This is a genomic window from Microcella humidisoli (assembly GCF_024362325.1).
Classification (GTDB): Bacteria; Actinomycetota; Actinomycetes; order Actinomycetales; family Microbacteriaceae; genus Microcella; species Microcella humidisoli.
Map to the genome: position 1 here is coordinate 1727949 of NZ_CP101497.1, position 19226 is coordinate 1747174.

A 19226-nucleotide genomic window follows, 5' to 3' on the forward strand; every position below is an offset into this window, starting at 1 on the left:
CATGGCGGGGGACGGCGCGGGCGCGGAGCGACTCGTCGAGCCCGCGGGCGCGCCTGAGCCGCTCGAGTCGCTCGCGCACGAGGCGCTCTCGCGCCCCGTGCGCGGCGGCAACGCGTTCGAGGAGACCCTCGCGCGCCTCCTGCAGCTCATCCGACTGGGCCTCGTCGGGCCGGGGGAGGCCCTCGCGCCCGAGCGCGAGCTCGCCGCACGGTTCGAAGTCAGCCGTGACACCGTGCGCGAGGCCATCCGCTCGCTCGCCGAGGCGGGCTACCTCGAGTCTCGGCGCGGCCGCTACGGGGGCACGTTCGTCTGCGATCCGCTGCCCGTCGCGGGCGGCGACCCCGCTCCGCCGGTGACGCCCGCCGAGCTCGACGACATCCTCACCCTGCGTGCCGTGCTCGAAGTGGGGGCCGCGCGTGCCGCTGCCGCTCGCACGCTCACGGCGGCCGAGCGGGAGTCGCTCGGCGCGCGGCTGCACGAGCTCGCGGCCGCCGACCCCGCCGACTACCGGCGGCTCGACTCGCGCCTGCACTTGACGATCGCCGAGCTCTCGGGCAGCCCGAGCCTCGTCTCGCTCGTCGCCGAGAATCGCATGAGCGTCAACCGGCTGCTCGACCGCATCCCCCTGCTCGCGCCCAACATCGCCCACTCCGACCAGCAGCACGAGCAGATCGTGTGGGCGGTGCTCATCGGCGATGCCGACCGGGCGGCGACCGCGATGGCCGAGCACCTCGAGGGCTCGCAGTCGCTGCTGCGCGCCTTCCTCAGCTGAGCGCACCCGCCCCGTCGGCGGGGGAGGCGGCCGCACCCGGGCCCGTCACGGTGCTGTGCCGCCGCGCGAACTCCAGCGTCTCGCGCAACCAGGCGAGCCGCCGCGCGTCGTCGCTGCCGCACGCGCGCGAGTTGATCTCGGCGATGATTGCGCCGTCGAAGCCGCGCTGGGCGAGCAGCGCGAGCACTTCGGCGACCGGCTGCGCGCCGCGCCCCGGCACGAGGTGCTCGTCGAGCACGCGCGCGTTGGGCTCGGTGCTCGAGCCGTCGCACAGGTGCACATGCCGCAGCCGGTCGCCCCACTGCCGCGCGAGGTCGAGCGCGCTCACACCGGCGAGGGCGGCGTGCGAGAAGTCGAGTGTCAGGGCCGCGATGTCGAGGGCGCCCGGATCCCAGTGCGGGGCATAGGGGTGCCGGTCGCGGCCCCGCACCGTGAGCGGGAACATGTTCTCGGCGGCGATCGTCACGCCCGAGGCCGCCTGCAGCTCGCGCAGCGTCTCGACGAAACCGGCGGCCGTGCGGCGCTGCCAGCGGTACGGCGGGTGCACGACGACCGTGGTCGCTCCGACCTCGCGCGCGAGGGCCAGGCTGCGCTCGAGCTTCACGCGCGGGTTGCGGCCGAACACGAAGGTGCTGAAGAACAGCACGGGGGCGTGGATGCTGAGCACGGGCATCCCGAACCGCTCGCTCAGCGCGCTGATGACGCGGGGGTCGTGCGTGTCGCGGTCGCTCGTGATCATTACTTCGACGCCGTCGAAGCCGGCCTCGGCTGCCAGTCGGAACGCGTCGTGCAGACGCCGCGGCAGAACGCTCGTGGTGCCCATGCCGATGCTCATCACATCGCCACTGTACGGCGGCGGTGCCCGCCGACCACGGAGGGTCGGGTGAACGCCGCGTGACGATCGGTCGAACCCCGGGGCGACGGGACGGGGCCGAGGGGCCGAGCGGAGGGCCCGGCGGAAAGGCCGGACGATGCTGAGAACGCTCTGAGACTCGGCTGATACCGTGGTCGGTGCCGGACAGCCCCGCACCGAACGATCACCCCCGGACAGCCCCCCGGAGACGAGCGAGCGACATGACCGACCTCCCGCACTACGACTTCGTCGTGGTCTCGAACCGACTTCCCGTCGACCGCGTCATCGACGCCGACGGCACGGAGCGCTGGCAGCGCTCGCCGGGCGGACTCGTGACGGCGCTCGAGCCCGTCATGCGCGCCTCCCACGGCGCCTGGGTCGGGTGGGCCGGCCAGCCCGACCTCGACCTCGCGCCCTTCGACTCCGACGATGCGACGCTCGTGCCGGTGCCGCTGAGCCCGCTCGAGATCGAGTACTACTACGAGGGCTTCAGCAACGACACCCTGTGGCCGCTCTACCACGACGTCATCGCGTCGCCGAGCTTCCACCGCGAGTGGTGGGAGGCCTACGTCGAGGTCAATCAGCGCTTCGCCGACGCGAGCGCGCGCGTCGCCGCACCCGGGGCGACCGTCTGGGTGCAGGACTACCAGTTGCAGCTCGTGCCCCGCATGCTGCGCGAGCAGCGGCCCGATCTCACGATCGGGTTCTTCAACCACATCCCCTTCCCGCCGTACGGCATCTACGCGCAGCTGCCGTGGCGCAAGCAGGTGATCGAAGGCCTGCTCGGTGCCGACGTCATCGGGTTCCAGCGCGTCGCCGACGCCGGCAACTTCTCGCGCGCCGTTCGCCGGCTGTTCGGCTATGCCACGCGCACTCCCGAGATCCGCGTCCCCGACGGGCTCGGCGGGCATCGCTCGGTCATCGCGAAGGCGTTCCCCATCTCGATCGACGTCGAGAGCTTCGAGCAGATCGCGCGGCGGCCCGAGGTGCAGCAGCGTGCTCAGCAGATCCGTGACGATCTCGGCAACCCGTCGACGATCATGCTCGGGGTCGACCGCCTCGACTACACGAAGGGCATCCGTCACCGCCTGAAGGCCTTCGGCGAACTGCTGGGAGACGGCACGCTCGCGGTGGGAGACGCCGTGCTCGTGCAAGTCGCGAGCCCGAGCCGCGAGCGCGTGGCGGCCTACATGCAGCTGCGCGACGAGATCGAGCTGACCGTCGGGCGGCTCAACGGTCAGTACGCCACGATCAGCCACAGCGCCGTCGCGTACCTGCACCACGGCTACCCGCGCGAAGAGATGGTGGCGCTCTACCTCGCCGCCGACGTCATGCTCGTCACCGCGCTGCGCGACGGCATGAACCTCGTGGCGAAGGAGTACGTGGCCTGCCAGCTCGATGAAGACGGCGTGCTCGTGCTGAGCGAGTTCGCCGGCGCGGCCGACGAGCTCAAGAACGCGCTGCTCGTCAACCCGCACGACATCGACGGCCTGAAGGAGGCGATCGTCGCGGCGGTGCGCATGCCGCAGCGGGAACGCACGACCCGGATGCGGGCGCTGCGCCGCCGGGTGCGCGACAACGACGTCGCCCGCTGGTCGGCGACGTTCCTCGACACGCTGCGGCACGCGAACCACCACTCGGACGCGCGATGACGCAGCAGGTGGCGCTCGACCCCCTGCTGCTCGCGGCGCTCGACTCGTTCGCGGCGCGGGAGCGGGTGCTCGTGGCGCTCGACTTCGACGGCACGCTCGCGCCCGAGGTCGACGACCCCGAGCTCGCCCGGGCCCTCCCCGCGGCGCTCGAGGCGATGCTGGGGCTGCGGCAGCTCCCCGGCACGACCGTCGCGCTCGTCTCGGGGCGCTCGCTCGCGAGCCTCGCCGCCGTCGGGGGCCTGCCCGACGATGCGCCGCTCGTCGGCTCGCACGGTCTCGAGGTGCGGTTCGCGGCGGGGGATGCCCGGCCGGCCGTCGATGACGCCGACCGCGCGCGCGTCCGCGCCCTACGATCGCGGCTGCAGCCGCTCGTCGCCGCGACCGAGGGGGCGTGGATCGAGGACAAGCCCGCGGGGTTCGCGGTTCATACGCGCCTCGTCGACCCGGCCGCCGCATCCGCGCTCGCCACGGAGGTGCGCGCGCTCGCGCGTGACGCCGATGCGGCGCTCACCGTGCGCGATGGCAAGAACGTCGTCGAGTTCTCGGTGCGCGACGCCACCAAGGGCGACGGCCTGCGCGCCCTCCGCGCGCGGTTCGCCCCCGACGCCGTGCTGTTCGCGGGTGACGACGTGACCGATGAAGACGCCCTTGCCGTGCTCGAGCCCGGCGACGTCGGCATCAAGGTCGGCCCCGCCCCCTCGGTTGCCGCGCATCGCGTCGACGGCCCCGAGGCGATGGCGCGTGTGCTGCAGCACCTGGCGAGTCGGCGGTCCGCTTGCTGAGAGTCGAGCGCGACAGCGCTCGGTAGACTGGGGGCATCCGGCGATCGCGCCGTGACGCCCTACCCCCTTGCCGAACCGCCGACACCGAGGGAGGACGCATGCTCATCGTCCTGATGGTGTTCGGGGCGGCCGCGATCGCCCTGCTGCCGCTCGCACGGCCGCTCGGCGCCCGGGTGTTCTGGGTCGCGGCCCTCGTGCCGCTCGGCGCCTTCGTGCACACCCTGCTGCAGGCGCCCGCCGTGCTCTCGCAGGATGCCGCGCGGGTGCCGGTCGAGCGCCTCACCTGGATCGCCCAGCTCGACCTCACCCTCGACGTGCGCATGGACACGCTGTCGTGGGTGCTCGCCCTCGTCGTCACGGGCGTCGGCAGCCTCGTGCTGCTCTACTGCGCCGGCTACTTCCGCGACGACGAGCCGGGGCTCGGGCGGTTCGCGGCCGTGCTGCTGGCGTTCGCCGGCGCGATGTACGGGCTCGTGATCGCCGACGACGTGTACCTGCTGTTCGTGCTGTGGGAGGCCACGAGCGTCTTCTCGTACCTGCTCATCGGCCACTACACGCATCGGCGGGCCAGTCGCGGCGCGGCCCTGCAGGCGCTCGTCACGACGACCCTCGGCGGACTCGTCATGCTCGTCGGCCTCGTGCTGCTCGCCGTGCAGGCGGGTACCTCGAGTCTCACGGCGATCCTCGCCGAGCTGCCCGCGGGGCCGCTCACGACGACGGCGATCATGCTCGTGCTCGTCGGCGCGCTCTCGAAGTCGGCGATCGTGCCGCTGCACTTCTGGCTGCCCGGCGCGATGGCCGCCCCCACTCCCGTGAGCGCCTACCTGCACGCCGCCGCGATGGTCAAGGCGGGCATCTATCTGATCCTGCGCCTCGCGCCCGCGGGGGTCGACGTGCCCGGATGGCGTGAGGTGCTCATCGTGCTCGGCCTCGTCACGCTGCTGCTGGGTGGCTGGGCGGCCCTCAAGCAGACCGACCTGAAGCTGCTGCTCGCCTACGGCACGGTCAGTCAGCTCGGGCTGCTCGTCGTCGTGGCGGGCTTCGGCACGCGCGATACCGCGCTCGCCGCGCTCGCGCTGCTGCTGGCGCACGCCCTGTTCAAGTCGGCGCTGTTCCTCGTCGTCGGCATCATCGACCATGAGGCCGGCACGCGCGACCTGCGCAAGCTGTCGGGTCTCGGGCGGCGATCGCCCTGGCTCGCGGCGATCGCAGCGGTCGTGCTCGCCTCGATGGCGGGGTTGCCGCCGGTCTTCGGCTTCGTCGCGAAAGAGACCGTGCTGTACGCGCTGCTGGCCGCGGCGACCGGGCAGACGGGGGAGGCACCGCTCGACCCCGCGGCACAGGTCTGGGCCGCCGTCGCGCTCGTCGGCGTCGTCGTGGGGTCGGTGCTCACGGTCGCGTACAGCATCCGCTTCTTCTGGGGCGCCTTCGCGCGCAAGCAGGGCGTCGACGACGTCACGGCGCTCGCCGTCGTGAGCCGCCGGTTCCTGCTCGCCCCCGCGGTGCTCGCGGTCGCCAGCCTCCTGCTCGGGCCGCTCGCCGGTGTCGTCGACGCCGGGCTCGCCGGCTACCCGGCGCTCTTCCCCTACCCCGGTGAGGTCGCGTACCACCTCGCGCTCTGGCACGGCCTCACCCCCGAGCTCGGCCTCTCGGCCCTCGCCATCGGCCTCGGCGCGCTGCTGTTCGCCGCCCGCGCCCCCGTCGCGCGGCTGCAGGGACGGCTCGCGAGCGAGTACACGGCCTCGGAGGCCTATTGGGATGCGATGGGAGCCGTCGACCGGCTCGCCGTGCGCGTCACGAGCCTCACGCAGCGCGGTTCGCTGCCGTTCTACCTCGGCGTGATCCTCGTCGTCTTCGTCGCCGTCACGACGGCGGGGCTGCTGCTCGGCGACAGCTGGCCGAGCGAGCTGCGGCTGTGGGACCACCCCGCGCAGCTCGCGATCGGCGTCGTCATGATCATCGCCGCGATCGCCGCAACCCAGGCGCAGAAGCGCTTCGCGGCCCTCGTCGTCGTCGGGGTCACGGGCTTCGGCATGTCGGCGATCTTCGCGCTGCAGGGCGCGCCCGATCTCGCCCTCACGCAGATTCTCGTCGAGGTCGTCACGCTCATCGCCTTCGTGCTCGTGCTGCGGCGGCTGCCGGCCCGCCTCGGCGACAAGCACGGCAGCAGCCACCGCCTGCTGCGCGCCGGAATCGGCATCGGCGTCGGGCTCGTCATGGCGCTCGTGGCGCTCATCGTCGCGGGCTCGCGCATCGAGCAGCCCATCTCGCTCGCGTGGCCCGAACTCGCCTACGAGATCGGTCACGGCCGCAACACCGTCAACGTCGCGCTCGTCGACCTGCGCGGCTGGGACACCATGGGCGAGCTCGCCGTCGTCATCGCCGCGGCCACGGGGGTCGCGAGCCTGCTGTTCCTGCGCAGTCGCGGCGACTCCCCGCCCCGACTCGGGCGGGCGGCCGTCAAGCGGCGCATCTCGGCCCGCCTCGACCGCGTACGCGAGCAGGGGGAGCAGGGCGAGCTGCGCAACGCGTGGATCCTCGCGGGCCCATCGCTCGACCCGCGGCACCGCTCGATCCTGCTCGAGGTCGTCGTGCGGCTCACCTTCCACGCCATCATCGTCATCTCGCTTTACCTGCTGTTCGCCGGCCACAACCTGCCCGGCGGCGGCTTCGTGGGCGGGCTCGTCGCGGGCCTCGCCCTCGTCGCTCGCTATCTGGCGGGCGGCCGCTACGAGCTCGGGGCCGCCTTGCCGGTGGGCGCGGGCGCCGTGCTCGGCACCGGTCTGATCATCGCCGCCGGCACGGCGCTCGTCCCCGTGCTGCTCGGGGCGCCGCCGCTCACCTCGACCTACTGGGAGGGCGAGGTGTGGCTGCTCGGCGAGATCGAGTTCGTCACCTCGACGATCTTCGACATCGGCGTCTACCTCGTCGTCGTCGGCCTCGTGCTCGACGTGCTGCGCAGCCTCGGCGGCGAGGTCGATCGCCAAGGCGGCGACGAGCTCGCGCCGGCGGGGCGCTCGGGCGCCGCATCCGGATCGCTCATCATGGAGCCCAGTGCGCCCGCGGGAGGTGCCCGATGACCGTCTCGCTCGTGCTCGTCATCGTCATGGCCGCGCTCATCGCGTGCGGCGTCTACCTGCTGCTCGAACGCAGCCTCACGCGCGTCGTGCTCGGGTTCTTGCTCATCGGCAACGGTGTGAACCTGCTCATCCTCATCATGGGCGGCCCGTCGGGCTTCGCACCCATCTACGACGAGAGCCTCGACCCGAGCCAGTACAACGACCCGCTGCCGCAGGCGCTCATCCTCACGGCCATCGTCATCACCTTCGCGGTCTCCGCCTTCCTGCTCGCGCTCATCTACCGCTCGTGGCGGCTGGCCAACGCCGACGACGTCTCGGACGACGCCGACGACATCGCGCTGCGCGAAGGCGCGCTCACGATGCCGATGGAGGAGGTCTCCCCCGACGAGGGCGACACCGACTTCCCCGTGGAGGTCAGCCGATGATGGCTGCGCTCGTCTCGCTCGTCGTGCTCGTGCCGCTGCTCGCGGCGGCGCTCACGCTCGTGCTCGGCCGCCGCGCCCGTCCCCAGCGCATCGTGGCGGCGCTCGCCCTCGTGATCGTGCTCGGCATGAGCGTCGCCCTGCTCGTGGGCGTCGACGCGGGGGGCGCGATCGTCGTCGAGGCGGGCAACTGGCCCGCGCCGTTCGGCATCGTGCTCGTCGTCGACCGGCTCTCGGCGCTCATGCTCGTCGTCTCGTCGCTCGTGCTGCTCGCGGTGCTGATCTTCTCGATCGGGCAGGGCCTGGCCGACGGTGACGATGAGACGCCCGTCTCGATCTACTACCCGACCTACCTCATCCTCACCACGGGGGTCATGGTGGCCTTCGTCGCGGGCGACCTGTTCAACCTCTACGTGGGCTTCGAGATCCTGCTCGTCGCGAGCTACGTGCTCATCACGCTCGGCGGCACGCAGTCGCGCATCCGCGCCGGTGTCACCTACGTCATCGTGAGCCTGCTCTCGTCGATCCTCTTCCTCGCCTCGATCGGCATGGTCTACGGCGCCCTCGGAACCGTGAACCTCGCCCAGGTGGCCGAGCGGGTGCAAGACCTCCCGGTCGACGTGCAGATCCTGCTGCACGTCATGCTGCTCGTCGCCTTCGGCATCAAGGCGGCCGTCTTCCCGCTCTCGTTCTGGCTGCCCGACAGCTACCCCTCGGCACCCGCCCCGGTCACGGCGGCCTTCGCCGGCCTGCTCACCAAGATCGGCGTCTACGCGATCATCCGCGTCGAGACCGTCATCTTCCCGACCCCCGAGCTCAACCCGGCGCTCATGGTGCTCGCGCTGCTGACCATGGTGGTCGGCGCGCTCGGCGCCGTCGCGCAAGCCGACATCAAGCGAATCCTGTCGTTCACGCTCGTGAGCCACATCGGCTACATGATCCTCGGCGTCGCCCTCGGCACGGTGGCGGGCACGGCCGCGGCGATCTACTACATCGTGCATCACATCGTCGTGCAGACCACCCTCTTCCTCGCCGCGGGGCTCGTCGAACGCGAGGCCGGCAGCACGTCGATCACGCGTATCGGCGGACTGCTCGCGAGCGCCCCCCTCGTCGCCGTGCTGTTCTTCGTCCCCGCGCTGAGCCTCGGGGGCATCCCGCCGTTCTCGGGCTTCATCGGCAAGCTGGGCCTCTTCCAGGCCACGGCGGTGCAGGGGGATGCGCTTGCCTACGTGCTCATCGGCGCCGGAGCGCTCGTCTCGCTGCTGACTCTCTACGCCCTCGTGCGCGTCTGGAACCTCGCGTTCTGGCGGCCCGCGGGCGATGTGGAGGGCGACGAGACTCGACTGCTGCGCGCGGTCGAAGAGGCCCCCGATGACGAGGGAGCGCGCTCGGAGACCCGCGCGACCCCGCGTCTCATGACGCTCAGCACAGCGGGCATGGTCATCGTGGGCCTCGCCCTGACGGTCTTCGCGGGGCCGCTCTATGGCGTCGCCGACCGGGCCGCCCAGAACCTCGACGGCTCGGCCGACTACATCGAGCTCGTGCTGCCCGGCGCGACGACGGGGGAGGAGCTGCCGTGAGCGAACCCTCGACCACCGCCGCGCGCGCCCGTGTCACGGTGCGGCAGCAGCTGCCGCTGCTCGCCGCGCTCGTGGCGCTGTGGATGATGCTGTGGGGCTCGATGACGCCCCTCACGATCCTGTCGGGCATCGTCGTCGCGCTGATCGTCACGCGCGCCTTCTACCTGCCGGCCGTCGAGCTCTCGGGCCGCTTCAACCCCTTCTGGTTCGCCGTCTTCGTCGCACGCGTGCTCGCCGAGATGGTCGTCGCCTCGTTCCAGGTCGCGCTGCTCGCGATCGGGCCGCGCGCGCGTCACCGCAGCGCGCTCGTGAAGGTCGATCTCACGACGCGGTCCGACTTCATCCTCACGGGCACGGCGCTCGCCGTCTCGCTCGTGCCGGGCTCGGTCGTCGTCGAGGTCGATCGCGCGAGCACGGTGCTCTACGTGCACTCGCTCTCGGTGCGCACCGATGCCGACGTCGAGAAGGCCCGCGCGCACGTGCTCGGCCTCGAGCGCGACCTGCTGCGTGCGTGGGGTTCGCGCGCCGAGTGGGAGGCGGTGCGGCCATGACCATCGCCTACCTCGTCGCGGGGGCGATCGCCGCCGTCGCGGTGCTCATCGTGCTGGTGCGCCTCATCACCGGGCCCACGCTCATCGACCGGCTCATCGCGAGCGACGTCATGCTCACGACCCTCATCCTCGTCATCGGGGCCGAGATGGTCATCTCGGGGCACACGCGGTCGATCCCGCTCATGGTCGTGCTCGCCGCCACGGCCATCCTCGGCAGCGTCGCGGTCGCACGCTTCATCACGCGCACGACCACCGAGTCGGGAACCGGATCGCCCGACGGCGCCGTGCAGGGGGAGGACGACGATGCTCGACGCTGAACCCTGGAACGGCATCCTCGACATCATCGCCGCCGGCCTCCTGATCGTCGCGGCCCTGCTGACCCTCGCTGCGGCCATCGGCCTCGTGCGCTTCCCCGACCCGCTCTCGCGGCTGCACGCCGCGACGAAGCCGCAGATCCTCGGGCTCATCCTCGTCGTCGTCGCGCTCGCGCTCAGCGAGCGCAGCGGCACGGTGCTGCTGCTGCTCGTGCCCGTCGTCGTGTTCCAGCTGCTGACCGCGCCGATCTCGGCGCACATGGTGGGGCGCGCGGGCTACCGCAACGGCGACTTCGACCCCGACTCGCTGCTCGTCGACGAGCTCGCCCCCGACGTCGACGCCGCACGCGGTGCCGAGCTGCCCGGAGGATCGTGGACCGACGAGCGCGCCCCGGGCCCCCGGCCGGCGGCGGGCGGCGAGCGCGCCCCGGGTGACGACCAGCCGTCGAAGGGTGCGGGCGCCGGGTCGTAGACTCGAGCCATGTCGAAGGCCGACCACAAGCCCCGTTCCCGCGTCGTTACCGACGGAATCGAAGCCACCACCTCGCGCGGCATGCTGCGTGCGGTCGGCATGGGCGATGACGACTGGGATAAGGCCCAGATCGGCATTGCGAGCTCGTGGAACGAGATCACCCCGTGCAACCTCTCGCTCGCGCGTCTGGCGCAGGCGGCCAAGGAGGGCGTGCACGCCGGGGGCGGGTATCCGTTGCAGTTCGGCACCGTGAGCGTGAGCGACGGCATCTCGATGGGCCACGAGGGCATGCACTTCTCGCTCGTGAGCCGCGAGGTCATCGCCGACTCGGTCGAGACCGTCATGCAGGCCGAGCGCCTCGACGGCTCGGTGCTCCTCGCGGGCTGCGACAAGTCGATCCCCGGCATGCTGATGGCCGCCGTGCGCCTCGACCTCGCGAGCGTGTTCCTCTACGCGGGCTCGATCGCGCCGGGCTGGGTCAAGCTCAGTGACGGCACCGAGAAGGAGATCACGATCATCGACAGCTTCGAGGCTGTCGGCGCCGTCAAGGCGGGCAAGATGTCGGCCGAAGACGCCCACCGCATCGAGTGCGCCTTCGCGCCCGGGGAGGGTGCCTGCGGCGGCATGTACACCGCCAACACGATGGCCTCCGTGGCCGAGGCGCTCGGCCTGAGCCTCCCGGGCTCGGCGAGCCCCGCATCCTATGATCGCCGCCGCGACATGTACGCCCACCGCAGCGGCGAGGCCGTCGTGAACCTGCTGAACAAGGGCATCACGGCGCGCCAGATCGTCACGCGCGAGGCGCTCGAGAACGCCGTCACGGTCGCCATGGCGCTCGGCGGCTCGACCAACGTCGTGCTGCACCTGCTCGCGATCGCGAACGAGGCCGAGGTGCCGTTCACGCTCGACGACTTCAACCGCATCGGCAACCGCGTGCCGCACATCGGCGACCTCAAGCCTTTCGGCAACTACGTCATGAACGACGTCGACCGGCAGGGCGGGCTGCCCGTGCTGCTCAAGGCCCTGCTCGACGCGGGCCTCCTGCACGGCGACGTCATGACCGTTACGGGCAAGACGATGGCCGAGAACCTCGCCGAGCTGAACCCCGACCCGCTCGATGGCGAGGTGCTGCGCACGCTCGACAACCCCATCCACGCGACGGGCGGCATCACGATCCTGCACGGCTCGATGGCGCCCGAGGGCGCGGTCGTCAAGACCGCCGGATTCGACGCCGCCGTGTTCGAAGGCCCGGCCCGCGTCTTCGAGCGCGAGCGCGCGGCGATGGATGCGCTGACCGCGGGCGAGATCTCGGCCGGCGACGTCGTCGTCATCCGCTACGAGGGCCCCAAGGGCGGCCCCGGCATGCGCGAGATGCTCGCCGTGACCGCCGCCATCAAGGGGGCGGGGCTCGGAAAAGATGTACTACTCTTGACGGACGGTCGATTCTCAGGCGGCACAACCGGACTGTGCATCGGCCACGTAGCTCCCGAAGCGGTAGACGCTGGTCCTATCGCTTTCGTGCGCGATGGTGATCTGATCCGGGTTGATATCGCTGCTCGCTCCCTCGACCTACTGGTCGACGCAGACGAGCTTGAGGCGCGCCGCACCGACTGGGCGCCCCTGCCTCCGCGTTACACCCGTGGCGTCCTCGCCAAGTACTCGAAGCTCGTGCGCTCCGCTGCGCAGGGCGCCGTGACGGGGTAGCAGCGCGGACATTCCCGCTCTCGCATCACCGACTCCCAAGGAAGTTCCTCACGATGACCACGGAATCGACCCCCGTGCCGAGTCCTGCCGCCGCCGGCACCGCGAAGAAGGGTGATCCGCCGATCCTCACCGGGTCGGGTGCGATCCTCGCCTCGCTCGAGAAGCTCGGCATCACCGACGTCTTCGGACTGCCGGGCGGCGCGATCATGCCCTTCTACGACGAGCTCATGTCGTCGACCGCCATCCGCCACATCCTCGTGCGCCACGAGCAGGGTGCTGGCCACGCGGCCGAGGGCTACGCGGCGGCGAGCGGCCGACTCGGCGTCTGCATCGCCACCTCCGGCCCTGGCGCGACCAACCTCGTCACCGCGATCGCGGATGCCCACATGGACTCGGTGCCGCTGCTCGCGATCACCGGCCAGGTGTTCTCGACCTCGATGGGGACCGACGCGTTCCAAGAGGTCGACATCACGGGCATCACGATGCCCATCACGAAGCACTCCTTCCTCGTCACCAAGCCGGAGGACGTGCCCGGCGTGATCGCCGCCGCGGTGCACATCGCCACGACCGGTCGGCCGGGCCCCGTGCTCGTCGACGTCACGAAAGACGCGCAGCAGAAGTCGGCGCCGTTCATCTGGCCGCCGAAGGTCGAGCTGCCCGGCTACCGCCCGGTCACCAAGGCGCACGGCAAGCAGATCCAGGCCGCCGCGCAGCTGATCGTCGAGTCGCGCAAGCCCGTGCTGTACGTCGGCGGCGGTGTCGTGCGCTCCGGTGCCCACCGCGAACTGCTGGCCTTCGCCGAGAAGACCGGCGCCCCCGTCGTGACGACGCTCATGGCCCGCGGCGCGTTCCCCGACTCGCACCGCCAGAACCTCGGCATGCCCGGCATGCACGGCACCGTCCCCTCGGTGCTCGCCCTGCAGGAGAGCGACCTGCTCGTCGCCATCGGCTCGCGGTTCGATGACCGCGTGACGGGCAAGGTGAGCGAGTTCGCGCCGGGTGCGAAGGTCATCCACATCGACATCGACCCGGCCGAGATCGGCAAGATCCGGCACGCCGATGTTCCGATCGTGGGGGATGCCCGCGAGGTGCTGCTCGACCTCCTTCCCGCCTTCGAGGCCGCTGCTGCGCAGTCGACCCCCGACATCGTCGACTGGTGGAAGCGACTGGAGACCCTGCGGTCGCAGTACCCGCTCGGCTACGTCGACGACCCCGACGACGGGCTGCTCGCTCCGCAGGCGGTCATCGAGGCCATCGGCAAGCTCTCGGGGCCCGAAGCCGTCTACGCCGCGGGCGTCGGCCAGCACCAGATGTGGGCCGCGCAGTTCATCAAGTACGAGCGCCCCGGCGCGTGGCTCAACTCGGGCGGCGCCGGCACCATGGGCTACGCCGTCCCGGCGGCCATGGGCGCCAAGGTCGCGCAGCCCGATCGGCTCGTGTGGGCGATCGACGGCGACGGCTGCTTCCAGATGACCAACCAAGAGCTGGCCACCTGCACGATCAACAACATCCCCATCAAGGTCGCGATCATCAACAACTCGTCGCTCGGCATGGTGCGGCAGTGGCAGACGCTGTTCTACGACGGCCGTCACTCGTTCACCGACCTCGAGACCGGGTCGAAGAGCGCCGGTGAGCAGACGCGCATGGTGCCCGACTTCGTCAAGATGGCCGACGCCTATGGCGCGCTCGGCATCCGCGTGACGAAGCCGGAAGAGGTCGAGCCGGCCATCCGACTGGCGATGGAGACGAACGACCGCCCCGTCGTCATCGACTTCATCGTGAGCCGCGACGCCATGGTGTGGCCGATGGTGCCGCAGGGCGTCGGCAACTCGTCGGTGCAGTACGCCCGCGATCACGCCCCCGACTGGTACGAGGAGTAAGCCGCCATGACCTACCACGTGCTCTCCCTCCTCGTCGAGGACAAGCCCGGTCTGCTCACCCGTGTTGCGGGCCTGTTCGCCCGGCGCGGTTTCAACATCCGCTCGCTCGCGGTCGGCACGACCGAGGTCGAGGGGCTCTCGCGCATCACCGTCGTGGTCGAGGTCGAGGGCCTGCCCCTCGAGCAGATCACCAAGCAGCTCAACAAGCTCATCAACGTGCTCAAGATCGTCGAGCTCGACCCCTCGAGCTCGGTGCAGCGCGAGCACATGCTCGTCAAGGTGCGCGTCGACAACTCGACCCGCTCGCAGATTCTCGAGGCGGCCAACCTCTTCCGCGCGCGCGTGGTCGATGTCGCCACCGACTCGCTCGTCATCGAGGTGACGGGTGACACGGCCAAGGTCGAGGCGCTGCTGCGCGTGCTCGAGCCCTACGGCATCAAGGAGATCGCGCAGTCGGGCCTGCTCGCGATCGGCCGCGGCTCGAAGAGCATCAGCGAGCGCGTGCTCAAGAACTGACACCGCCCCACGAACGACACCACCCCACCGAACAAGGAGAACCCCGATCGTGACCGAGATCTACTACGACAAAGACGCCGACATCGCGCTCATCCAGAGCAAGAAGGTCGCCATCGTCGGCTACGGCTCGCAGGGCCACGCCCACGCCCAGAACCTGCGCGACAGCGGCGTCGAGGTTGCCATCGCCCTCAAGGCCGGCTCGAAGTCGATCCAGAAGGCGGGCGACGACGGCTTCAGCGTCATGACCGTCGCCGACGCGGCCGCCTGGGCCGACGTCATCATGATCCTCGCGCCCGACCAGCACCAGCGGTCGATCTACAGCGAGAGCATCAAGGATGCGCTGCAGCCGGGCAAGACGCTCGCCTTCGCGCACGGCTTCAACATCCGCTTCGGGTACATCGACGCCCCCGAGGGCGTCGATGTCATCCTCGTCGCACCCAAGGCCCCGGGCCACACGGTGCGCCGCGAGTTCGTCGCCGGTCGCGGTATCCCCGACATCATCGCCGTCGAGCGCGACGCGACCGGTCACGCCTGGGATCTCGCGCTGTCGTACGCCAAGGCCATCGGCGGCACGCGCGCGGGCGTCATCAAGACCACGTTCACCGAAGAGACCGAGACCGACCTGTTCGGCGAGCAGGCCGTGCTCTGCGGCGGTACCTCGCAGCTCGTGCAGTACGGCTTCGAGGTGCTCACCGAGGCCGGCTACCAGCCCGAGATCGCCTACTTCGAGGTGCTGCACGAGCTCAAGCTCATCGTCGACCTCATGTGGGAGGGCGGCATCGCCAAGCAGCGCTGGAGCGTCAGCGACACCGCCGAGTACGGCGACTACGTTTCGGGCCCGCGCGTGCTCGACGCCTCGGTGAAGGAGAACATGAAGGCTGTCCTCGCCGACATCCAGTCGGGTGCGTTCGCCAAGCGCTTCATCGACGATCAGGATGCGGGAGCGGTCGAGTTCATGGAGCTGCGCCGCAAGGGCGAGCAGCACCCGATCGAGGAGACCGGCCGCAAGCTGCGCGCCCTCTTCGCGTGGAAGCAGCAGGACTCGGACTACGTCGACGGCAGCGCCGCGCGCTAGTCGCTGAGCTCCTCGGCCATCCGCCGAGGAATCCACGAGGCCGCGACCCCCGCAACCCGGGGTCGCGGCCTCGTGCCGTGTGCGGCACCCCGGTCGTTCACGCGACACACCCGTAGAGGGGGGTGTCCGTTCACCTGCGAGCGACACCGTGGCCATCGTGACCGCGACGATCGAGCGCACTCCGCTCCGCCTCTGGTTCCGTCCGCTGCTCGCGGCGACCATCGCGCTCGCCGTGACCGGCGTCGTGCTCGCACCGATGCCGGCGTCGGCGCAGCCCGAAGGGGGCAGCAGCGGCTCGCACGTGCGGCGCGATGACCACCCCGTCATCATCAGCGAGATCGCTCCGGGATGGGGCGACCGACCTGACGCGAGCTACGTCGAACTGCGCAACGTCTCGTCCGGTCCCGTCGACCTCACGGGCTGGAACCTTTACCGCTGCTCGGAGGAGGGCCTGCGCTCGAAGCGCGGCGCTCCCGACTCCGAGTTCTCGGGCGTCGTGCTCGCGCCCGGCCAGCACTACCTGATCGCCCGCGCGGGCGAGCGGCCCGCGGGCGCCACGCCCGACGACGTCATGAGCGCGCCCTTCGGCGCGGGCGGCTACGGCTACGTGCTCGAAGACCCCGAGCAGCGCGTGGCCGACTCGGTCGCCGTCTACCCGACGACCCCGTGGATGATGCGCAGTGAGTGCGACCCGAGCGGCTCGCTCCCCGACATCGTCGATTCCGCTGCCGGAGAGAGCTACCAGCGACTCGGCGCCACCGCCACCGACGACGGCCGCTTCGTCATCGCCCCCGCCACTCCCGGTTCCGCGAACCGCGCGGGTCGACTGGATGCTCCGTCGACGAGTGGCGTCGTGATCGCCGAGGTCGCGCCCTTCGGGTCGGGCGGCAGCGGCGACGACCTCGTCGAGCTGCGCAACGACGGCGCGGAGGCCGTCTCGCTCGACGGCTGGGCCCTCGTGCGGTGCACGGCCGCGGGCGAGCGCGCGATGGCCGCACCCCAGGCGCAGTTCGATGCCGGCGACGTGCTCGCCCCGGGCGAGCGGCTCGTGGTCGTCGGGCCCGCGTCGAGCATCCGCGATGCCGACGCTGTCATGGCCACCTCGCTCGCCGACGCGGCCTACGGGTTGCAGGTGCGGGATGCTGCGGGTGCGGTGGTCGACGAGGTCGCCTCGGCGCATCAGCGCGACAGCGCGTGCCAGTCGGGCCCCGAGAAGCTGCCGGCGACGCTCGATGCGGTGCGCAACGAGAGCCACCAACGGCTGCCCGACGGCGGGGGCTGGATCGTCGCCCCCCGCACTCCCGGCGCCGCAAATGCGCGAGCCGAGCAGTCGCTTCGCGCCGAGCGCGTGCTCGACACCGGCGTCGTCATCTCGGAACTCGCGACCGACCCGCTCGACGTTCGGGCCATCACGCGCCCGCACAACTTCGTCGAGCTCACGAACCGATCCGACCGTGCCGTCGAGGTGGGCGGCTGGCGCGTGTGGGCCTGCGATCGCGACGGAATGCGTCGCGCCGAGCCGCTCGCCGAGCTCGCCTCCGGCACCGAGCTGGCACCGGGCGCGTCGATCGTGATCGCCGCCGAGGGCACGCCGACGGATGCGGAACTGCGGTACGCGCGCCCCCTCGACTTCCTCGGCGCAGGCGTGCTCGTCGAGACCGACGAGGGCGGCGTCGCCGACCGGGTCGGCGCCTACCACGTGAACGAGATGGACGAGAGTGTCGAGCCGCCCTCGCCGTGCACGAACGCCGTGTCGCTCGTGACCTTCCAGCCTGACCGGCTGCGAGGCGAGACGTACCACCGCGTGGGGCGGTCGGGAGTGGATCTCGTCGACTTCGTGACGGCCGCGGCGAGCCCGGGCGTGCCCGAGTCGGCCGTGGCGCGCGCGGCGGCGCTCGATGAACCGCGACGGCGCCCCGCCGGAGAGGCCGCGCGGGTCACCGATGCTCCGCTCGATGCCGCGACGGTGGCCGGGGTCGACACCCCCGGCGGCGAACCGCTGAGCGCCAGCGGCCCCGCGCTCGCCCGCGTCGTCGCAGGCACCACGGGGCCGGACCCTGCTGTCGCGTGGGAGCTCGCGAGCGAACGCGAGGTCGCCATCGACGCGGCGAGCCCCCTCCCGGCCACGACGGCCGGGGGCCACGAGTACCCCGCCCTGCGCCTCGAGCTCGCGGCCCCCCTCCAGGGCGCCGTCGCGTGGACCGGCACCGTGAGCCCCCGCCACCGCGTTGCGCTCTCGGCCTGGAACCCGTCGGCGCGGCAGTGGTCCCTCGTCGGCGAGGCCGTCGCCGACCCGCAGGGGGTCGTGACCGTGACCGGCACAGCCGAGACCACCGAGGCGGTGCTCGTGCAGGTGCTGCCGGCGCCGCGCGCCACGGCCGATCTCGAGCCCGACGCCGAGTTCGAGCGCCTCGACGACATCGATGCGTCGATCGTGCACCTCACCGATACCCAGTACTTGAGCGAGGGGTATCCCGAGGAGTACGAGCGCATGACGCGGTGGATCGTCGAGCTCGGGCAGCGGCACGGTCTCGCGGCTGTCGTGCACACGGGCGACCTCGTGCAGAGCTGGGTCGACCCCGACCAGTCGGATGCTCGGGCGCGGATCGAGTTCGCGCGAGCATCCACGGCGCAAGCAGTGCTCGAGGAGGCGGGGCTCGTCACGACCGTGCTGCCCGGCAACCACGACACCAAGCGCGGCATCGACGCGGCGCTGTACAACGAGTGCTTCGGGCCCGAGCGCTACGCCGATGCCCCCGGCTTCGTCGCACCGATCGCGCCGGACGACGCGACCTCGAGCTACACGATCGTGCAGGCCGGCCCGGCGCCCGTGCTCGTGCTGTCGATCGGATACGGCTACGGCGAACGCGAGCTCGCGTGGGCCGAGCACATCGTGCAGCAGCATCCCGACCACAACGTCGTCATCGCGACGCACGAGCATCTGACGCCGCTCACGCGATGGGATCCTGCGCGGCGCGCGACGGACAACCGCTGGCTCAGCCGCGCCGACGAGCTGTGGGAGCGCGTGGTCGCACCGAACCGCAACGTCGTCGCGGTGCTCGCCGGGCACTACCACGGTCTCGGGGCGATCGTCACGCCCGACGCCGGAGGCATCGAGGGGCACACCGTCGTCGAACTGCTCGCCGACTATCAGGAGTTCCGCACCGACTCGGGCGAACGCGCCACGGGCTTCCTGCGCCTGCTGCAGTGGGATCTCGCCGCCGGTCAGCTGCTCGTCGACACGTACTCGCCCCGGCTCGACGCGACCGTCTCGACCGCCTACGACTACCTGCAGTTCGTGCTCGAGAACGGTGCCGAAAGCCGCCCGTCGAACGGTCGGCCGTGGAACATCGTCGCCCTCGGCGCTGAAGGCCGGTACGGCGTCGCCGACGACGAGTTCGCCGTGCCCGTGACGCTGCAGTACGAGAAGGCACTCGGGATGACCGGTCTCACCCTCACCGCCCCCGAGGCCGAGCCGCTCGAGTCGCAGTCCCGCGGGCCGCTGCTCGGGGTGCCGCGCGTCTGAGCCCTCCGCGCCGAGCGCCCGCCAAGGCGGCGCTCGCTAGGCTCGGA

Annotated in this window: 15 protein-coding genes; 14 read left to right on the top strand and 1 reads right to left on the bottom strand. The window is 71.3% G+C overall.

Features of this window, described 5'->3' with window-relative positions:
* Nucleotide 1: 1 nt before the first annotated feature.
* Nucleotides 2-772 (top strand): FadR/GntR family transcriptional regulator, encoded by a 771-nt coding sequence (locus NNL39_RS08365; protein WP_255158801.1) that lies wholly within the window; start codon nt 2-4, stop codon nt 770-772.
* Here the strand turns inward: NNL39_RS08365 and NNL39_RS08370 are convergent.
* The gene (locus NNL39_RS08370; protein WP_255160915.1) at nt 765-1607 is read right to left on the bottom strand and encodes a sugar phosphate isomerase/epimerase family protein; all 843 of its coding nucleotides are present in this window, start codon (nt 1605-1607) and stop codon (nt 765-767) included. The genes NNL39_RS08365 and NNL39_RS08370 overlap by 8 nt on opposite strands.
* Nucleotides 1608-1846: 239 nt before the next feature.
* Between NNL39_RS08370 and otsA the strand changes: the two genes are divergently transcribed.
* The 13 genes from otsA (at nt 1847) to NNL39_RS08435 (ending at nt 19179) form a co-directional block, all read left to right on the top strand.
* A complete protein-coding gene (gene otsA / locus NNL39_RS08375; protein ID WP_255158803.1) occupies nt 1847-3277 on the top strand; it encodes an alpha,alpha-trehalose-phosphate synthase (UDP-forming) in 1431 nt (476 codons plus the stop codon).
* Complete coding sequence (gene otsB / locus NNL39_RS08380) at nt 3274-4059, top strand: trehalose-phosphatase (protein WP_255158804.1); 786 nt, start codon at nt 3274-3276, stop codon at nt 4057-4059. The genes otsA and otsB overlap by 4 nt, the downstream gene beginning before the upstream one ends.
* A 98-nt stretch (nt 4060-4157) precedes the next feature.
* Nucleotides 4158-7139 (top strand): Na+/H+ antiporter subunit A, encoded by a 2982-nt coding sequence (locus tag NNL39_RS08385; protein ID WP_255158806.1) that lies wholly within the window; start codon nt 4158-4160, stop codon nt 7137-7139.
* The gene (locus NNL39_RS08390; RefSeq protein ID WP_407665105.1) at nt 7136-7564 is read left to right on the top strand and encodes a Na(+)/H(+) antiporter subunit C; all 429 of its coding nucleotides are present in this window, start codon (nt 7136-7138) and stop codon (nt 7562-7564) included. The genes NNL39_RS08385 and NNL39_RS08390 overlap by 4 nt, the downstream gene beginning before the upstream one ends.
* A complete protein-coding gene (locus NNL39_RS08395) occupies nt 7564-9141 on the top strand; it encodes a Na+/H+ antiporter subunit D (RefSeq protein WP_255160916.1) in 1578 nt (525 codons plus the stop codon). Before NNL39_RS08390 ends, NNL39_RS08395 begins: the two co-directional genes overlap by 1 nt.
* A complete protein-coding gene (locus NNL39_RS08400; RefSeq protein ID WP_255158808.1) occupies nt 9138-9692 on the top strand; it encodes a Na+/H+ antiporter subunit E in 555 nt (184 codons plus the stop codon). The genes NNL39_RS08395 and NNL39_RS08400 overlap by 4 nt, the downstream gene beginning before the upstream one ends.
* A complete protein-coding gene (locus NNL39_RS08405; RefSeq protein WP_255158810.1) occupies nt 9689-10009 on the top strand; it encodes a monovalent cation/H+ antiporter complex subunit F in 321 nt (106 codons plus the stop codon). The genes NNL39_RS08400 and NNL39_RS08405 overlap by 4 nt, the downstream gene beginning before the upstream one ends.
* Entirely contained in the window at nt 9996-10478 is a 483-nt protein-coding gene (mnhG, locus tag NNL39_RS08410) for a monovalent cation/H(+) antiporter subunit G (RefSeq protein ID WP_255158812.1), read from the top strand. The genes NNL39_RS08405 and mnhG overlap by 14 nt, the downstream gene beginning before the upstream one ends.
* Nucleotides 10479-10487: 9 nt before the next feature.
* Nucleotides 10488-12182 carry a dihydroxy-acid dehydratase gene (ilvD, locus tag NNL39_RS08415; protein WP_255158813.1) on the top strand — a complete coding sequence of 565 codons (1695 nt, stop codon included), beginning with the start codon at nt 10488-10490 and terminating at the stop codon, nt 12180-12182.
* A 53-nt stretch (nt 12183-12235) separates the two neighbouring features.
* Complete coding sequence (locus tag NNL39_RS08420; RefSeq protein ID WP_255158814.1) at nt 12236-14062, top strand: acetolactate synthase large subunit; 1827 nt, start codon at nt 12236-12238, stop codon at nt 14060-14062.
* Nucleotides 14063-14068: 6 nt separating this feature from the next.
* Nucleotides 14069-14578 carry an acetolactate synthase small subunit gene (ilvN, locus tag NNL39_RS08425; RefSeq protein ID WP_255158816.1) on the top strand — a complete coding sequence of 170 codons (510 nt, stop codon included), beginning with the start codon at nt 14069-14071 and terminating at the stop codon, nt 14576-14578.
* 49 nt (nt 14579-14627) lie between these two features.
* Nucleotides 14628-15653, top strand: a complete 1026-nt coding sequence (gene ilvC, locus NNL39_RS08430) for a ketol-acid reductoisomerase (protein ID WP_255158818.1) — start codon at nt 14628-14630, stop codon at nt 15651-15653.
* Between the two features lie 148 nt (nt 15654-15801).
* The gene (locus NNL39_RS08435) at nt 15802-19179 is read left to right on the top strand and encodes a lamin tail domain-containing protein (protein ID WP_255158820.1); all 3378 of its coding nucleotides are present in this window, start codon (nt 15802-15804) and stop codon (nt 19177-19179) included.
* Nucleotides 19180-19226 lie beyond the last annotated feature (47 nt).